Origin of the sequence: Phenylobacterium sp., from assembly GCF_041913825.1 — a bacterium.
GTDB lineage: Bacteria > Pseudomonadota > Alphaproteobacteria > Caulobacterales > Caulobacteraceae > Phenylobacterium.
In genome coordinates, this window is sequence record NZ_JAYSEO010000002.1 from 1 (window position 1) to 13,279 (window position 13,279).

The 13,279-nt window shown below is 70.1% G+C and carries 13 protein-coding genes; 8 read left to right on the top strand and 5 right to left on the bottom strand.

The features are described 5' to 3' along the window. The 3 genes from ACE3Q8_RS01385 to panC all read right to left on the bottom strand — a co-directional run. Positions 1-1,646: family 16 glycosylhydrolase (locus ACE3Q8_RS01385; RefSeq protein ID WP_374468179.1), on the bottom strand; the 1,646-nt coding region annotated here is incomplete at its 3' end. 436 nt (positions 1,647-2,082) lie between these two features. Then, positions 2,083-4,230: a family 16 glycosylhydrolase gene (locus tag ACE3Q8_RS01390; RefSeq protein WP_374468181.1), complete on the bottom strand. Its 2,148-nt coding sequence runs from the start codon at positions 4,228-4,230 to the stop codon at positions 2,083-2,085. 217 nt (positions 4,231-4,447) lie between these two features. Continuing rightward, positions 4,448-5,305 carry a pantoate--beta-alanine ligase gene (panC, locus tag ACE3Q8_RS01395; RefSeq protein WP_374468183.1) on the bottom strand — a complete coding sequence of 286 codons (858 nt, stop codon included), beginning with the start codon at positions 5,303-5,305 and terminating at the stop codon, positions 4,448-4,450. Positions 5,306-5,434: 129 nt separating this feature from the next. On the opposite strand from panC, the gene ACE3Q8_RS01400 reads away from it, so the two are divergent. Both ACE3Q8_RS01400 and ACE3Q8_RS01405 read left to right on the top strand, forming a co-directional pair. Further along, positions 5,435-6,268 carry a division plane positioning ATPase MipZ gene (locus ACE3Q8_RS01400; protein ID WP_374468185.1) on the top strand — a complete coding sequence of 278 codons (834 nt, stop codon included), beginning with the start codon at positions 5,435-5,437 and terminating at the stop codon, positions 6,266-6,268. A 4-nt stretch (positions 6,269-6,272) separates the two neighbouring features. Next, positions 6,273-6,692 carry a J domain-containing protein gene (locus ACE3Q8_RS01405; RefSeq protein WP_374468186.1) on the top strand — a complete coding sequence of 140 codons (420 nt, stop codon included), beginning with the start codon at positions 6,273-6,275 and terminating at the stop codon, positions 6,690-6,692. Positions 6,693-6,773: 81 nt separating this feature from the next. Here the strand turns inward: ACE3Q8_RS01405 and ACE3Q8_RS01410 are convergent, their stop codons facing one another. Further along, positions 6,774-8,054, bottom strand: coding sequence for a D-alanyl-D-alanine carboxypeptidase (locus tag ACE3Q8_RS01410; protein WP_374468188.1), 1,281 nt, complete (start codon positions 8,052-8,054; stop codon positions 6,774-6,776). Positions 8,055-8,354: 300 nt separating this feature from the next. On the opposite strand from ACE3Q8_RS01410, the gene ACE3Q8_RS01415 reads away from it, so the two are divergent. The 4 genes from ACE3Q8_RS01415 to ACE3Q8_RS01430 all read left to right on the top strand — a co-directional run bounded on the left by ACE3Q8_RS01415 (position 8,355) and on the right by ACE3Q8_RS01430 (position 11,257). Next, the gene (locus ACE3Q8_RS01415; RefSeq protein ID WP_374468190.1) at positions 8,355-8,789 is read left to right on the top strand and encodes a phasin family protein; all 435 of its coding nucleotides are present in this window, start codon (positions 8,355-8,357) and stop codon (positions 8,787-8,789) included. Between the two features lie 103 nt (positions 8,790-8,892). Continuing rightward, the gene (locus ACE3Q8_RS01420; protein ID WP_374468192.1) at positions 8,893-9,354 is read left to right on the top strand and encodes a RidA family protein; all 462 of its coding nucleotides are present in this window, start codon (positions 8,893-8,895) and stop codon (positions 9,352-9,354) included. After that, entirely contained in the window at positions 9,351-10,097 is a 747-nt protein-coding gene (locus ACE3Q8_RS01425) for a glycerophosphodiester phosphodiesterase family protein (RefSeq protein ID WP_374468194.1), read from the top strand. The genes ACE3Q8_RS01420 and ACE3Q8_RS01425 overlap by 4 nt, the downstream gene beginning before the upstream one ends. Further along, positions 10,094-11,257, top strand: coding sequence for a GNAT family N-acetyltransferase (locus tag ACE3Q8_RS01430; RefSeq protein WP_374468196.1), 1,164 nt, complete (start codon positions 10,094-10,096; stop codon positions 11,255-11,257). Before ACE3Q8_RS01425 ends, ACE3Q8_RS01430 begins: the two co-directional genes overlap by 4 nt. Here the strand turns inward: ACE3Q8_RS01430 and ACE3Q8_RS01435 are convergent. Beyond that, positions 11,254-11,841: a DUF4287 domain-containing protein gene (locus tag ACE3Q8_RS01435; protein WP_374468198.1), complete on the bottom strand. Its 588-nt coding sequence runs from the start codon at positions 11,839-11,841 to the stop codon at positions 11,254-11,256. The genes ACE3Q8_RS01430 and ACE3Q8_RS01435 overlap by 4 nt on opposite strands. Positions 11,842-11,898: 57 nt before the next feature. Between ACE3Q8_RS01435 and ACE3Q8_RS01440 the strand changes: the two genes are divergently transcribed. Next, positions 11,899-12,336 carry an HIT family protein gene (locus ACE3Q8_RS01440; RefSeq protein WP_374468200.1) on the top strand — a complete coding sequence of 146 codons (438 nt, stop codon included), beginning with the start codon at positions 11,899-11,901 and terminating at the stop codon, positions 12,334-12,336. Continuing rightward, positions 12,333-13,250 carry a phytanoyl-CoA dioxygenase family protein gene (locus tag ACE3Q8_RS01445; protein ID WP_374468202.1) on the top strand — a complete coding sequence of 306 codons (918 nt, stop codon included), beginning with the start codon at positions 12,333-12,335 and terminating at the stop codon, positions 13,248-13,250. Before ACE3Q8_RS01440 ends, ACE3Q8_RS01445 begins: the two co-directional genes overlap by 4 nt. Positions 13,251-13,279 lie beyond the last annotated feature (29 nt).

A 13,279-nucleotide genomic window follows, 5' to 3' on the forward strand; every position in this document is an offset into this window, starting at 1 on the left:
ATCGTGCCCGCGCTCCACGGGGTGGCCTTGTAGGCGAAGGTGTCCGCGCCGGCGCCGCCGGTGAGCTTGTCCGCCCCCTGGCTGGCGTTGATCGTGTCCGCGCCGGCGCCGCCCGTCAGGGTGTCGCCGTGCGCCGCGAAGGTCAGCACCTGGCCGGCGTCGTTCGCCGGCGGCGGGTTGCTGACGCCGCCGGCGCCGGTGTCGCCGCCGGTGGCGGGCGGCGGGGTGGTGGTCTGGCCGTCGCCCAGGCCGTAGGCGCGGATGTAGTCGATCTTCATCTCGGCCGGGAGCTGGCCGTTATTGATCGCGCCGCCCCAGCCGCCGAGGGCGAGGTTGGCGATCATGAACATTGGCTTGTGCATGTCGGCCGGGGTGGCCTGGGAGAAGACCTCGACCCCGTCGATGTACCAGACGATCTTCTCGGCGGTCCAAAGCGCGCCGTAGGTGTGGAAGCCGTCGGTGGTGTCAGGCGTGAAGGACAGCATGCCGTTCGAGCTGTGGCCGCCCACGCCCGAGTGCTCGGTGGTCCAGGCGCCGCGCGGGTCGGAGGTCAGCACCTCCATCACGTCCAGCTCCGGCGGCCACGAGCCGTCGGCCGGGATCAGCCAGAAGGCGGGCCAGGCGCCGGCGGCGTCCGGGATGTCGGCCCGCATCTCGAAGTAGCCGTAGGTCTGGGCGTGGCTCTCCTTGGTGGAGATGAAGCCCGAGGTGTAGCCGTAGCCGAAGATTTCCGGGTTGTTGGACGGCCGCGCCCAGATGGACAGGGTGCCGTCGGCGTTGGAGACGAACGGGCTCTCGGAGAAGTCGCCGTTGTGGCCGCGGAAATACGGCGAGGTGTAGATCTGCTGCTCGTTGTTGGACATCAGGGTGTAGCTGCCCGTGCCCTGCTCGCCCTGGTAACCGAAGTCCGGCCGCCACGTGCCGTTCGGATTGCTCTGGGCGTCCCAGATCGACAGCGGGCCCGAGAACTCGTCGCCGAAGGTCTTGGCGCCCAGCGTGCCGGTGTCCAGTTGGAGCTGGAAGTTCTTGGCCGTGAACTGGCCGACGGTGATGTTGCGGAAGACCAGCGCGTCGCCGTCGCCCATGTCGAGCTTCACGTCGGCGCCGACCTGGACCAGCTTCGACTGCACCTGCGCGAAGGAGGTGTACCCGGCCTTCAGGCGGACGACGTCCTCGGCGGCGTTGAAGTCGTGGATCGCGTCGTTGCCTTCACCCTTATAGACGATGAAGGTGTCCTTGCCGGCCCCGCCGACCAGGACGTCCTGGCCCTTGCCGCCGTAGAGCTGCTGCGCGCCCGGGCCGCCTTCGATGACGTTGTCCTTCGCGTCGCCCGCGCCGTAGGTGTTGTCGCCGCCGACGTACACGTTCTCGAAGTTCGCGTAGTCGCCGAGATAGATGCTCTGCCAGCCGGCGATCTTGTCCACGCCGCCGCCGGCGAGTTCGGTCACGGTGAACTGGCCCTTCAGGGCCTGCAACCAGTAGGTGTCGTCGCCCGCGCCGCCGATGGCGGTGTCGCCCACGCCCACCCAGAGCGAATTGGCCGCCGAGGTCCCCGTCAGAGTCTCGGCAAGGTCGGTGCCCCACAGATCGGACACATGCGCAGCGGTCTCGGCGGCGCGAACGCCGTCGTACTTAAAGTACGTCATCGTTAGTCTTTCCCGTCTCTCGAAGGCGGGCCCGACCCCGCCGCTGTCCACCTGGCCCCGACAGCCGGTCGACGCATGAAGACTAGCCGCGGCGTGCTTTCGGAACTCTTGTCAAAGTTGTCGCAGAGCTGCGCTATGGGGGCGGGTTGACAGTCGAAAGCAGTTCGTTCCCGAAGCTTCACTGTAAGGGGGATGGTATAGTCAAGCCTGTTCGGTAAGTGTTCGTGGACGTTGGGAAAAGATACTGAACGAGCTTCACCGTAGTCGCGGATAACTGGCTGAACCATGCTACGGCAGCGTCTTCAACCGGAGGGCGGTGCGCAGCTTTGCTGTGGCGCCTTGTCACAGCTCAGGTGTGCGCGGGCGCCGCAGGCGCGGCTGCGGCGCCTGCGGCCTGCGGCCGCGCTCGGCTGCGGCGGGGCGTCGCGAACCGACGTTATCCGAAGAACAGCCAGCCCACCCCGAGCTCGCCAAGCTGGACGCCCTGCAACACCAGGCGGTCGGCGCCGCCGAGGTCGATGACCACCGAGCCGTTCACGTCGGAGGCGGACCAGGTCGTTCCCGGGGCGAGCTGCACCCGGTCGCCCTCGGACATGCGGAAGTCGGTCACGAGATCGACCCCCGACCCCTCGAACGCGTGGAAGGTGTCGGCCCCGATCCCGCCGGTCAGGGTGTCGTCGCCGCGGTCGCCGGACAGCCAGTCGTCGCCGGCGTCGCCGAGGACCAGGTCGTCGCCCTGGCCGCCGCGCACGAGGTCGGCCCCCAGGCCGCCGATGCAGGTGTCCGCGCCGAGGTTGCCGTAGACGATGTCGTCGCCGTCGTCCCCAGACAGCGCGTCGTTGTCCTTGCCGCCGACCACCCAGTCGTTGCCGCCGCCGCCGTAGATCACGTCGTCGCCGGTGTTGCCCTGCAGCTTGTCCCAGCGGCCGCCGCCGTAGAGGCGGTCGGCGCCCGCGCCGCCTTCGATGGTGTCCTCGCCCGCGCCGCCGGTCAGCAGATCGTCGCCGCCGCCGCCCTGCAGACTGTCGCCGCCGTCGGCCGCATAGAGAATCCGGGGCCCGCCGCTGCCGCCGCCGCCGCCACCGCCGCCGTCATAGGCGGGCGGGGGCGAAGGGGGCGGGGGCGAGGGCGGAGGAGGAGGAGGCGGCGGCGGCGGCGGCGGAGGAGGAGGAGGAGGGGGCGGAGCCTCCGGCAACTGGTAGGCGCGGATATAGTCCAGTCGCATCTCGGCCGGCAGTCGCGCGGGATCCACGGCGCCCGCCCAGCCGCCCAGGGCGAGGTTGGCGATCATGAACATCGGCTTGTGCATGTCGGCCGGGGTGGCCTGGGAGAAGACCTCCACGCCGTCCACGTACCAAACGATCTTCTCGGCGGTCCAAAGCGCGCCGTAGGTGTGGAAGCCGTCGCCGGGGACGAGGTTCTGGACCCCCTTGGCGCCGTGGTTCGCCGGCGTGCCCCAGTGGGCCGTGGTCCACGACGTCTGGTCGTCGCCGAGGGATTCCATGACGTCGAGCTCGGGCGGCCAGGAGCCGTCGGCCGGCAGCAGCCAGAAGGCGGGCCAGGCTCCGACCGCGTCCGGCAGGTCGGCGCGCATCTCGAAGTAGCCGTAGGTCTGGCTGAAGCCGCCCTTCGAGCTCAGCAGGCCCGAGGTGTAGCCGTAGCCGAAGATCTCCGGGTTCGCGGACGGCCTCGCCCAGATGGAGACCGTGCCGTCGCCGTTCACGACGAAGGGGCTCTCGGCGAAGTCCCCCGGGTGGTCCCGGAAATAGGGCGAGGTGTAGATCTGCTTCTCGTCATTGGAGATCAGGGTGTAGCTGCCGACCCCTTGCGGGCCCTGGTAGCCGTAGTCGGTGCGCCAGGTCCCGGCGGGCGCGCTCTCCGGGTCGCGGAGCGAGAGACTGTCGAACTCGTCGGAGAAGGTGCGCGCGAAGCCACTGAGATCCAGCTCGAGCTGGAAGTTGCCGGCGGTGAGCTGGCCCAGGGTCAGGTTGCGGAACAGCAGCCCTTCGCCGCCGCCGAGGTCCAGCATGACGTCCGCGCCCGCCTGGCTGAGCCGCGCCTGCACCTGCGCGAAGCTGGTGAGGCCGGCCTTCAGGCGGACCACGTCCTCGGCCGCGCTGAAGTCCTGGATGACGTCGGAGCCTTCGCCCTTGTGGACGATGAAGGTGTCGCGTCCGGCGCCGCCGACCAGGACGTCCTGCCCCTTGCCGCCGTAGAGCTGCTGCGCCCCGTCGCCACCCCAGATGACGTTGTCGAGGTCGTTGCCGGCCCCCCAGACGCCGTCCAGCCCCACCGACAGGTTCTCCACGTGGGCGAAGTCGGCGAGGTTGACGTTCTGCCAGGCCTTGATGGTGTCGAGGCCGCCGTCCGCCGCCTCGGTGATGGTCAGGTAGGGCAGGTGGGTCTGCAGCCAGTAGACGTCGTCCCCGGCCCCGCCCACCAGCGTCATGCCCTTGGCGGCGCCGTAGAGGTTCTCGCCCGCCGCCGTGCCCGTGAGGGTCTCGGCCCCGCCCGCGCCGGACAGGTTCAGGCTGGGCTCGGCGGCGACGCGCGCCGCGGCGCCGTCGTACTTCAGGTAGGACATGGCACTGGACTCCCCCGGCGCCCCCGCCGGTGCAGGCCAAGCTAGCCAGGGAAGGTTTCCGCCCTCTTCAGGCGGACTGTCGCAGCGGGCCGGAACGGCCTCGCCATGTGCCTGAAAAGGCTAAGCTTCGCGAGCTTAAGTGCCCGAAGTCAGTGGACTTGTAGCTTTGCCATTCGCGACCCAAGCGGCGCCGTGCGACGGAACGCCACAGCCGAGCTCAGACCGCCATGTTGTCGATCAGCCGCGTGCGGCCGATGACGGCGGCCGCCAGTATCCGCGCCGGACCGGCGAGGGGCCCCGGCCCGAGTCGAGACAGGTCCTCTGGGTCCCGGACCTCGACATAGTCCACCCGGTCGAAGCCGGCCTCGTCCAGGGCGGCCACGGCGGCGGTCTCCACCGCGGCCACGGCGTGGCCGGCCTGCAGGTGGGCGATGGCGGCGCGCAGGGTGAAGTTCAGCTTGGCCGCGACCGCGCGCTCGGCTGCCGAGAGGTAGGCGTTGCGGGAGGATAGGGCGAGGCCGTCGTCGGCGCGGGCGGTGGGCGCGCCCAGGACCTCCACTGGGATGTCCAGGTCCCGCACCATCCGGCGGATCACCTGGAGCTGCTGGAAGTCCTTTTCGCCGAACACGGCCACGTCGGGCCCGCATTGCAGGAGGAGCTTGGTGACCACCGTGCTGACGCCGTCGAAGTGGCCGGGCCGGGCGGAGCCGTCCAGCGGCTCGGTGATCCGCGCCACCGTCACCTTGGTGGCGTAGCCCTCCGGGTACATCTCGGAGACGGTCGGGGCGTAGAGCAGGTGGCAGCCGGCGCCGGCCAGGAGCTCGGCGTCCCGCTGCTCGCCACGAGGGTACGCGTCGAAATCCTCGTTGGGCCCGAACTGCGTCGGGTTGACGAACACGCTGGCCACGGCCCGGTCGGCGTTGGCGAGCGCGAGCCGGACCAGCGAGAGGTGCCCCTCGTGCAGCGCCCCCATGGTCGGGACGAAACCGACGCGAAGGCCCTCCGCCCGCCAGGCGCGCACCTGCGCGCGAAGATCGGCCACGGTGCGTACGAGCGGAAGCGGAGTCTCGGACATGTAGGGCTTATGGCGGAGCTCCAGAGTCGCGTCCATCTGCACACGGCGGCAAACCGCGCGTTGACCCGACTCTGTGCAAGCGTTCACCTAGCGGCCGGATCGGGCGGCGCTTCGCGGCCCCGGGGAGCTATGCGCATGGCGAGCGTCATCGTCGTCGGCAATGAAAAGGGCGGGGCGGGCAAGTCCACACTCGCCATCCACATCGCGGTCGCGCTGCTGCACGGCGGCGCCAAGGTGGCGGTCCTCGACCTCGACCTGCGCCAGCAGACCATGGGCCACTTCTTCGCCAACCGCGCCAAGTGGCTCGCGGCGAACAAGGCCGAGGCGCCGATGCCCGTCGAGCATGGGATCAGCTCCGCGGGCGACGCGCTGGCCAAGGCCTCGGACGCCGATCAGCTCACCCGATTCGAACAGGCCTTCGCCGAAGTGGCCCAGCAGGCCGACTTCGTGCTCATCGACACACCGGGGGCGGACACCGCGATCAGCCGCGCCGCTCACGCCAAGGCCGACCTCATCGTCACGCCGATGAACGACAGCTTCGTCGACTTCGACATGCTGGGCATCGTCGATCCCGTGACGCTCGAGCTCACCCGTCACAGCCTCTACTCCGAGACCGTCTGGACCTGCCGCAAGCAGCGCGCCACGGTCGAGCGCAAGCAGATCGACTGGGTCGTCCTGCGCAACCGCCTGGCGCCCACCGAGGCCCGCAACCGCAAGCGCCTGGACGAGCGGATCACCGCGCTGTCGCGCAAGGTCGGCTTCCGCGTCGGCCCTGGTCTGCGCGACCGGGTGATCTATCGCGAGCTGTTCCCGTTCGGTCTGACCATCGCCGACCTGTCGCCGACCATCCGGCCTGTGGCCATGTCTCTGCAGCACGTGGCCGCCCGCCAGGAGCTGCGCGCCCTGATGACCGCGCTGGGCTTCCAGGGGCTGGACGAGGCGGAGAAGATCGCGGCGGAATAGCCGCATGCTCTATCTCGCGCTCGGGGCCGCCGCGCTCGCCCTGATCCTCATGATCAGTCGCGGCAAGCCGATCCTGAAGCGTCGGGAGTGGCGGTTCCTGTCCGGCGCCTTCGCGATCGCGGCCTTCGCGGGCGCCACCTACCTGAGCGTCAGCGGCCGCTGGGGCTCGGGGATCGTCCTGATGGTGCTGGGCCTCTGGCTTGCGGTCTCCACCCGCCGCACGGGCCTCGCGCCGCAGCCGGGCAAGGGCCGCATGAGCCTCGATGAGGCCCGCGCCATCCTCGGCGTGGGCGCCGACGCCCGCCCCGACGAGATCAAGGCCGCATACACCCGCCTGATGCGCAGCGTGCATCCCGACAAGGGCGGCACCACGGGCCTCGCGGCGCAGCTCAACGCCGCCCGCGATCGCCTGCTTCAGAAGTAGCAGCGGCCCGCGCCGCGACACTGGGCAAGAAAAAAGCCCCAGGCTTCGCCCGGGGCTCCTCCGTCTCGGTGGCGGCTCGGATCAGGCCTTGGGCTCGATCACCTGGCAGGCCATGCCCTTGGCCTTGATCGCCTTGCAGGCGGTCTTGGCTTCCCGCTCGGACAGGCCGACGAAGCGCGAGCGGTAGCGGCCCGCGGCCTTGTCGGTGACGGGCTTCGCGCCGGCGACCTGCTTGCCGAAGCGCTTCTCGATCAGGTCGATCTGCTCGCGGGCGTCGGAGCGGGCCTTGAAGGCGCCGACCTGGACGGCCCACCTGTCGGCCGACTTGGCCTCGGTCTGCCGCGACTTCGGCTGCACGACCTCGATCTTCGAGGTGCGCGGCGGCGGGGCGGCGGAGGCCAGCACGATCTTCATGTCCTGGTCGCCCTGTTCGGTGCTGCCTTGCACCCGGCCGGAGGGCTCGGGTTCGAACAGGTTTTGGGCGATGGTGATCTTCTCGCCGAGGTCGCGGCGGCGGATCACGTCGAAGCCGGTGAGCAGCAGGGACTGGGCGTTCTCGTCGCGGGCCCGGGTGGTCGGGCCGCCCATGACCACGGCGATCAGCCGGCGATTGTCGCGCACCGCGGAAACCGCGAGGTTGAAGCCCGAGGCGTTGGTGAAGCCGGTCTTCAGCCCATCGACGCCGGGCATCCGGTGCAGCAGGCCGTTGTGGTTGCGCATGGTCTGGCCTCGGAAGGTCATCTCCCGCTGGCTGAACAGGCGATAGTACTGCGGATAGTCGCGCATCACCGCGCGCGAGAGGATGGCGATGTCCCGCGCCGTGGAGATCTGGCGGCTGTCGGGCAGGCCCGACGCGTTGGCGAAGTGGGTGTTGGTCATCCCCAGCTCCTTCGCCCGCAGGGTCATCAGCGCGGCGAAGCGGCTTTCGGTGCCGCCCAGCTTCTCGGCCATGGCCACGGCCACGTCATTGGCCGACTTGATGGCCAGCGCCTGCATGGCTTCGGAGACGGTGATCGTCTGGCCCGCCGGCACGCCCAGCTTAGTCGGCGACTGGGCCGCCGCGCGCGGCGAGATCACCACCGGGTCGTCCAGCCGGATCTTGCCTGCCGCCAGCGCCTCGAAGGTGAGGTACAGCGTCATCACCTTGGTGATCGACGCCGGATAGCGCGGCGCGTCGGCGCGCTTGGCGTAGAGCACCTCGCCCGTCTTCGCGTCCACGACGATGGCCGCGTACTTGCTCTGCGAGGCGGTGGCGAGCTGCTGGAAGGCCGGCTGCGCGGCTGCGGGGGGCGCGACAGTCGTAAACGCGACGGCTGCGGCGGCGCCGAAAGCTACAAACAGGCGGCGGGCGTGCTGGAACATGCTTCGTCCGTCGAATCAAAGGGTTGTGGCGGCCCCCCGCCGCCGGAATCCGCACTAAGATGCCTTAAGGACCCTTGCTCGACAGTAAACAAGGCTTGAACGGGCGCAATTGTCGCGCCTTGGCCGTGTGGCGCCCGGAAAGTGGCCCGGACTGTTTTGTGCGGTGCACAAAAGTCGCTTGACTGCTGCAGTGCAACATGAGACAAGCGTCGTGAGTTTAGGGGACCTATGTCCCGAGTTTGTTGCACCGCGGTGACAAGCCGCGTCCCGCCCAGCCTTTTCAGTCCAGGAGTTTCAACGATGGCCGCCGCTGAAACCGTCAAGTCCACCGTCGAGCAATTCACCGCCGCTTCCAACGTCGCCTTCAAGGATGGCGTGGAGAAGACCCTGACGGCGCTCAACGAAGTGAACACCCACTCCAAGAAGAACCTCGAGGCCATGGTCGCCTCGATGACCGCCGCCACGAAGGGCGCCGAAGCGCTCGGCGCGCAGGCGATGTCCTTCTCCAAGTCCGCGTTCGACACCCAGGTGTCGGCCGCCCGGTCGCTCGCCTCCGCCAAGAGCGTGCAGGAAGTGATCGAGCTGCAGACCGCCTTCGCCAAGAGCGCGCTAGAGACCTACATGGCCCAGGTCGGCCAGATGTCCGAGACCGTCTCGGCCTCGGTGAAGGACAGCATGAAGCCGCTGAACGAGCGCGTGACCGCCCTGGTCGAGCGCATGCAGGCGGCCCGCTAAGGGACAGCTCCGAAGCTCCTCCTCCCTGGCTTCGGAACTCGGAAGGCCCGGACCTCAGGTCCGGGCCTTTTCTCATGCGGGGGAGGGCGCTAGACCAGCGGCCATGTCCCAGGTCGAAGATCGCCTCGCCGAGCTCGGCATCACCCTGCCGAAACCGAACCCGCCCGTCGCCAACTACGTCCCGTTCGTCCGGGCCGGCGACCTCCTGCACATCTCCGGCCAGGTCTCGGTGGACGCCGAGGGGGGCATCAAGGGGATCGTCGGCGAGGACGTCGACGCCGAGCACGCCCGGCGCGCCGCGCGCCTCTGCGGAATCAATCTGCTCGCCCAGATGAAGGCCGCCTGCGAGGGCGACCTCGACAGGGTGGTCCGGGTGGTGAAGCTGGGCGGCTTCGTCCAGGCGGGCCCCAACTTCTTCGACATCCCGCAGGTGGTGAACGGCTGCTCGGACCTGATGGTCGAGGCCTTCGGCGACGCCGGCCGCCACGCGCGATCGGCGGTGGGCGTCTACCGGCTGCCGCTCGGCTTCGCGGTGGAGGTCGACGCGGTGGTGCAGCTCTCGTGAAGGCGCGCTTCGGCGAGGCCTGGGATCTCCTCTTCCACCCGCCGATCGCGCATCGGGGGCTGTGGAGCCCCGATGGCCCGCCGGAGAACTCGCTGGGCGCCTTCCAGGCGGCCTGCGCCGCCGGGTACGGGATCGAGCTCGACGTCCAGCTCTCGCGGGACGGCGAGGCCATGGTCTTCCACGACGACGACCTCAGGCGAATGACCGGGGCCGAGGGCCGGATCGGCGACCGCACCGCCGCCGAACTGGCCGAGCTCCGGCTGGCGGGCTCCGACGAGACGATCCCGACCCTGGCCGAGACCCTCGCCCTGGTGGGCCGCCGCGCCATGGTGCACGTGGAGCTGAAGACGCCGCCCGGCCGGGTCGGGCCGCTCGAGCAGCGGGTCCACGAGATCATCGTCGACCATGCCGGCCCGCTGTGCGTGATCGGCTTCAATCCCTACAGCCACGCCTGGTTCGCCGACCGGTTCCCGGGCGTGCTCCGCGGCCTCGACAGCTACGCCTACCGCAAGGCGCCGCATCTGTCGGAGGATCAGCGTCGCGCCTGGGCCGACCTGCAGCACGTGGCCATCGCCCGGCCGCACTTCCTGGCGCTGGGGCTCGACATGCTGCCGTCGGAACGCGCCGCGGAGTATCGGGCGCAGGGGCTGCCGGTGATCGCCTGGACGGTGCGCGAGCCTGCGCAGTGGGATGCGGTCCGCGGCGGCTGCGACAACCTCATCTTCGAGGGCTTCCGCGCGTGAGCCTGAAGCCGGCGGTCAAGGTCTGCCGCCGCATCTCCGAGATCGGCCGCGAGGCCTGGGACGCCTGCGCCGACAATCCCGCCTACGCCGGCAATCCGTTCGTCCGTTTCGATTTCCTGGATGCGGTGGAGGCGGCCAACTGCGCCGTGGAGAAGACCGGCTGGGGACCGCACCATCTGGTGGTGGAGGACGAGGCCGGCGCGACCGCGGCGGTCATGCCGCTCTACCTGAAATCCCACAGCCAGGGGGAGTACGTCTTCGACCACGCCTGGGCGGACGCCTATGAGCGGGCGGGCGGCCGCTACTATCCCAAGCTGCTGTCGGCCGCGCCCTTCACGCCGGCCACCGGGCCGCGCCTGCTGGTTCGGGCGGACGTGGACGCCGGCGAGGGCAGGGCGCTCCTGCTTGGCGGCGCCCTGACGCTTTGCGAGCGCTACGACATCTCCTCGCTGCACGTGAACTTCCCGAGCGAGGACGAGTGGCGCTGGATGGGCGGGCAGGGCCTCGCCCTCCGCGAAGGCCAGCAGTACCACTGGGAGAATCGCGGCTACGCCACCTTCGACGACTTCCTGGGCGCGCTATCGTCCGGCCGGCGCAAGACCATCCGCCGGGAGCGGCGCGACGCCCAGGCCGAGGTGGAGATCGTCTGCCTGACCGGCGCCGACATTACCGAGGATCACTGGGACGCGTTCTTCGGCTTCTACATGGACACCGGCTCGCGCAAGTGGGGCCGGCCCTATCTGACCCGCGACTTCTTCTCGCTCATCGGCGAGCGGATGGCCGACCGGATCCTGCTTGTCATGGCGCGCCGCGACGCGCGCTGGATCGCCGGCGCCCTGAACCTGATCGGCGACGACTGCCTCTACGGCCGCAACTGGGGCTGCATCGAGGATGTGCCCTTCCTGCACTTCGAGCTCTGCTACTACCAGGCCATCGAATGGGCCATCGGCCGAGGCCTGCCCCGCGTCGAGGCCGGCGCCCAGGGCCAGCACAAGATCGCCCGCGGCTACCTTCCGAAGCCCGTCTACTCCGCCCATTGGATCGCCGACCCGCGGCTGCGCGAGCCGGTCGAGCGCTTCCTCGCCCAGGAACGCGAGGGCGTGGAACAGGAAATGGAATGGCTGGCCGAGGAGTACTCCCCGTTCCGGGCGGAGACCTAGGACCGTTCCCAGGCCTGCCTCAGCAGCGTCTTGAGGCCGTCGTCCACCTCGGCCGCATCGGCCAGCGGCAGGCGGGCCTTCAGGCGCTCGGACCAGCTCTCGTTGCGCGGCGCTTCCAGCCGCGGGTCGGCCGACGGCTCGACAGCCACCCCGAGCATGGCCCCGCCGCCCTTCACCGGGCGTAGGGCGGCGAACTGGACCGTCCTGGAGAAGGCCGTGAAACCCTTGCGCTGTCCCCCTGTGAGGCCGGGAAGGTCGGCCACCGCGGCCTCCACCGCCTCGAGGATCCGGCGCGAGCCCGGATCGCTCCACAGCGCGTCCCGCAGCCGCTCGGGCTCGTCCCAGCCCAGGTCGGATGGAAAGGCCTCGGCGAGCACGGTGGCGGCCCGGTTCTGGCCCAGGCCGTAGCGCTCGCGCAGCCAGACCAGCCGCGCCCGGGGCCGGGTCTCGGGGCAGGTGCGGGCGATGGCCACCCACTGTTCCAGCGTCCTGCCGGTGTCCCGCTCCAGGCCGGCGCGGACCGCGGCGAACCACTTCTGCTGGCGTTCGGTGAGCTGGGCGGGCTTGCGCGCGTCGCCGGCCATCGTTCCCCCTCCCATTGCGATTTGCTACGAGGCGAGCCTGTCACCTCGGAGCGCGCCATGAGCCTGGACGGGACCTACGACGACGGCAACATCTTCGCGAAGATCCTGCGCGGCGAGATGCCGTGTGCACGGGTGTTCGAGGACGACCACGTGCTGGCTTTCATGGACGTCTTCCCGCAGGCCAGGGGGCACACCCTGGTGATCCCCAAGCACTCCCAGGCGCGCAACTTCCTCGACGAGGAGCCGCAGGTGCTCTCCGAGCTGATCCTCGGCGTGCAGAGGGTGGCGAAGGCCGTGCGCGCGGCGCTCAGCCCGGACGGGGTGGTGATCACCCAGTTCAACGGGGCGACCGCCGGCCAGACGGTGTTCCACCTGCACTTCCACATCATCCCGCGCTGGGACGGCGTGGCCGTGGGCCGGCACGCTTCCGGCGGCATGGCCGACATGGACGAGCTGAAGACGCTCGCCCAGCAGATCGCCGCGAAGATCGCGTGAGCGCTCCTCCCGAGGTCCCGCCGTTCGAGGGGCCGGAGCTCGACGCCTACCTTGCCCGCGCGGGCGTCGACGCGGAGACGGAGGCCTTCGTCCGCAGCCTGGCGGAACGCGGCTATGCGCTGGTCGACCTGGGCGACGAGGCCCGTACCCTGATCGACCGGGCGGTGGCGGACACCGATCGCATCTTCGCCGCGCAACCCGGCATGAACCGGATCCAGGACGCCTGGCTGCGGTCGAGCGCGGTGAAGCGCCTGGCCGCCTGGCCGAAGGTGGCGCGGCTGCTGCGGGCCGCCTACGGCCGCGCGGGCTTCCCCTTCCAGACGCTGAACTTCCTGAAGGGCAGCCAGCAGGGGCTGCACCCCGACTCCATCCACTTCCACAGCGTGCCCGAGCGCTTCATGTGCGGGGTGTGGATCGCGCTGGAGGACGTGCGTCCGGGGGCGGGGCCGCTGGTCTACCTGCCGGGCTCCCACCGCCTGCCGGTGATGACCATGCGCGACGCGGGCGTGAACGATCCCCGGCCGACGCCGGAGCACTACGCCACCTGCTTCGTGCAGCGGTTCGCCGAGCGCCTGGACGCCGCCGGCCTGCCGGAGGAGCGGGCGATCATCCCGAAGGGCTGGGCCTTCGTCTGGGCGGCGAACCTCGCCCACGGCGGCTCGCCCTTGACCGACCCGGACTCCACCCGCCGCTCGCTCGTGGTCCACTGGTACTTCGAGGACTGCCTCTACTACACGCCCATGACCTCCGACGTGGAGGGTGGGCGCCTGTCGCTCCGCCTGCCGGCCAATGTGGCCACCGGCGGCTGGACCTGGCCCAGACGGAACGGCCGGCGGGTCTATCCCGGACGCAACCCCGTCCTGGCGGCGGTGCTGAAGCGCGTCTTCCGCCGGCCGTTCGTGGCCGAGAGCTGAGCCCAGCAAAAAGCCCCGGGCGTCGCCGC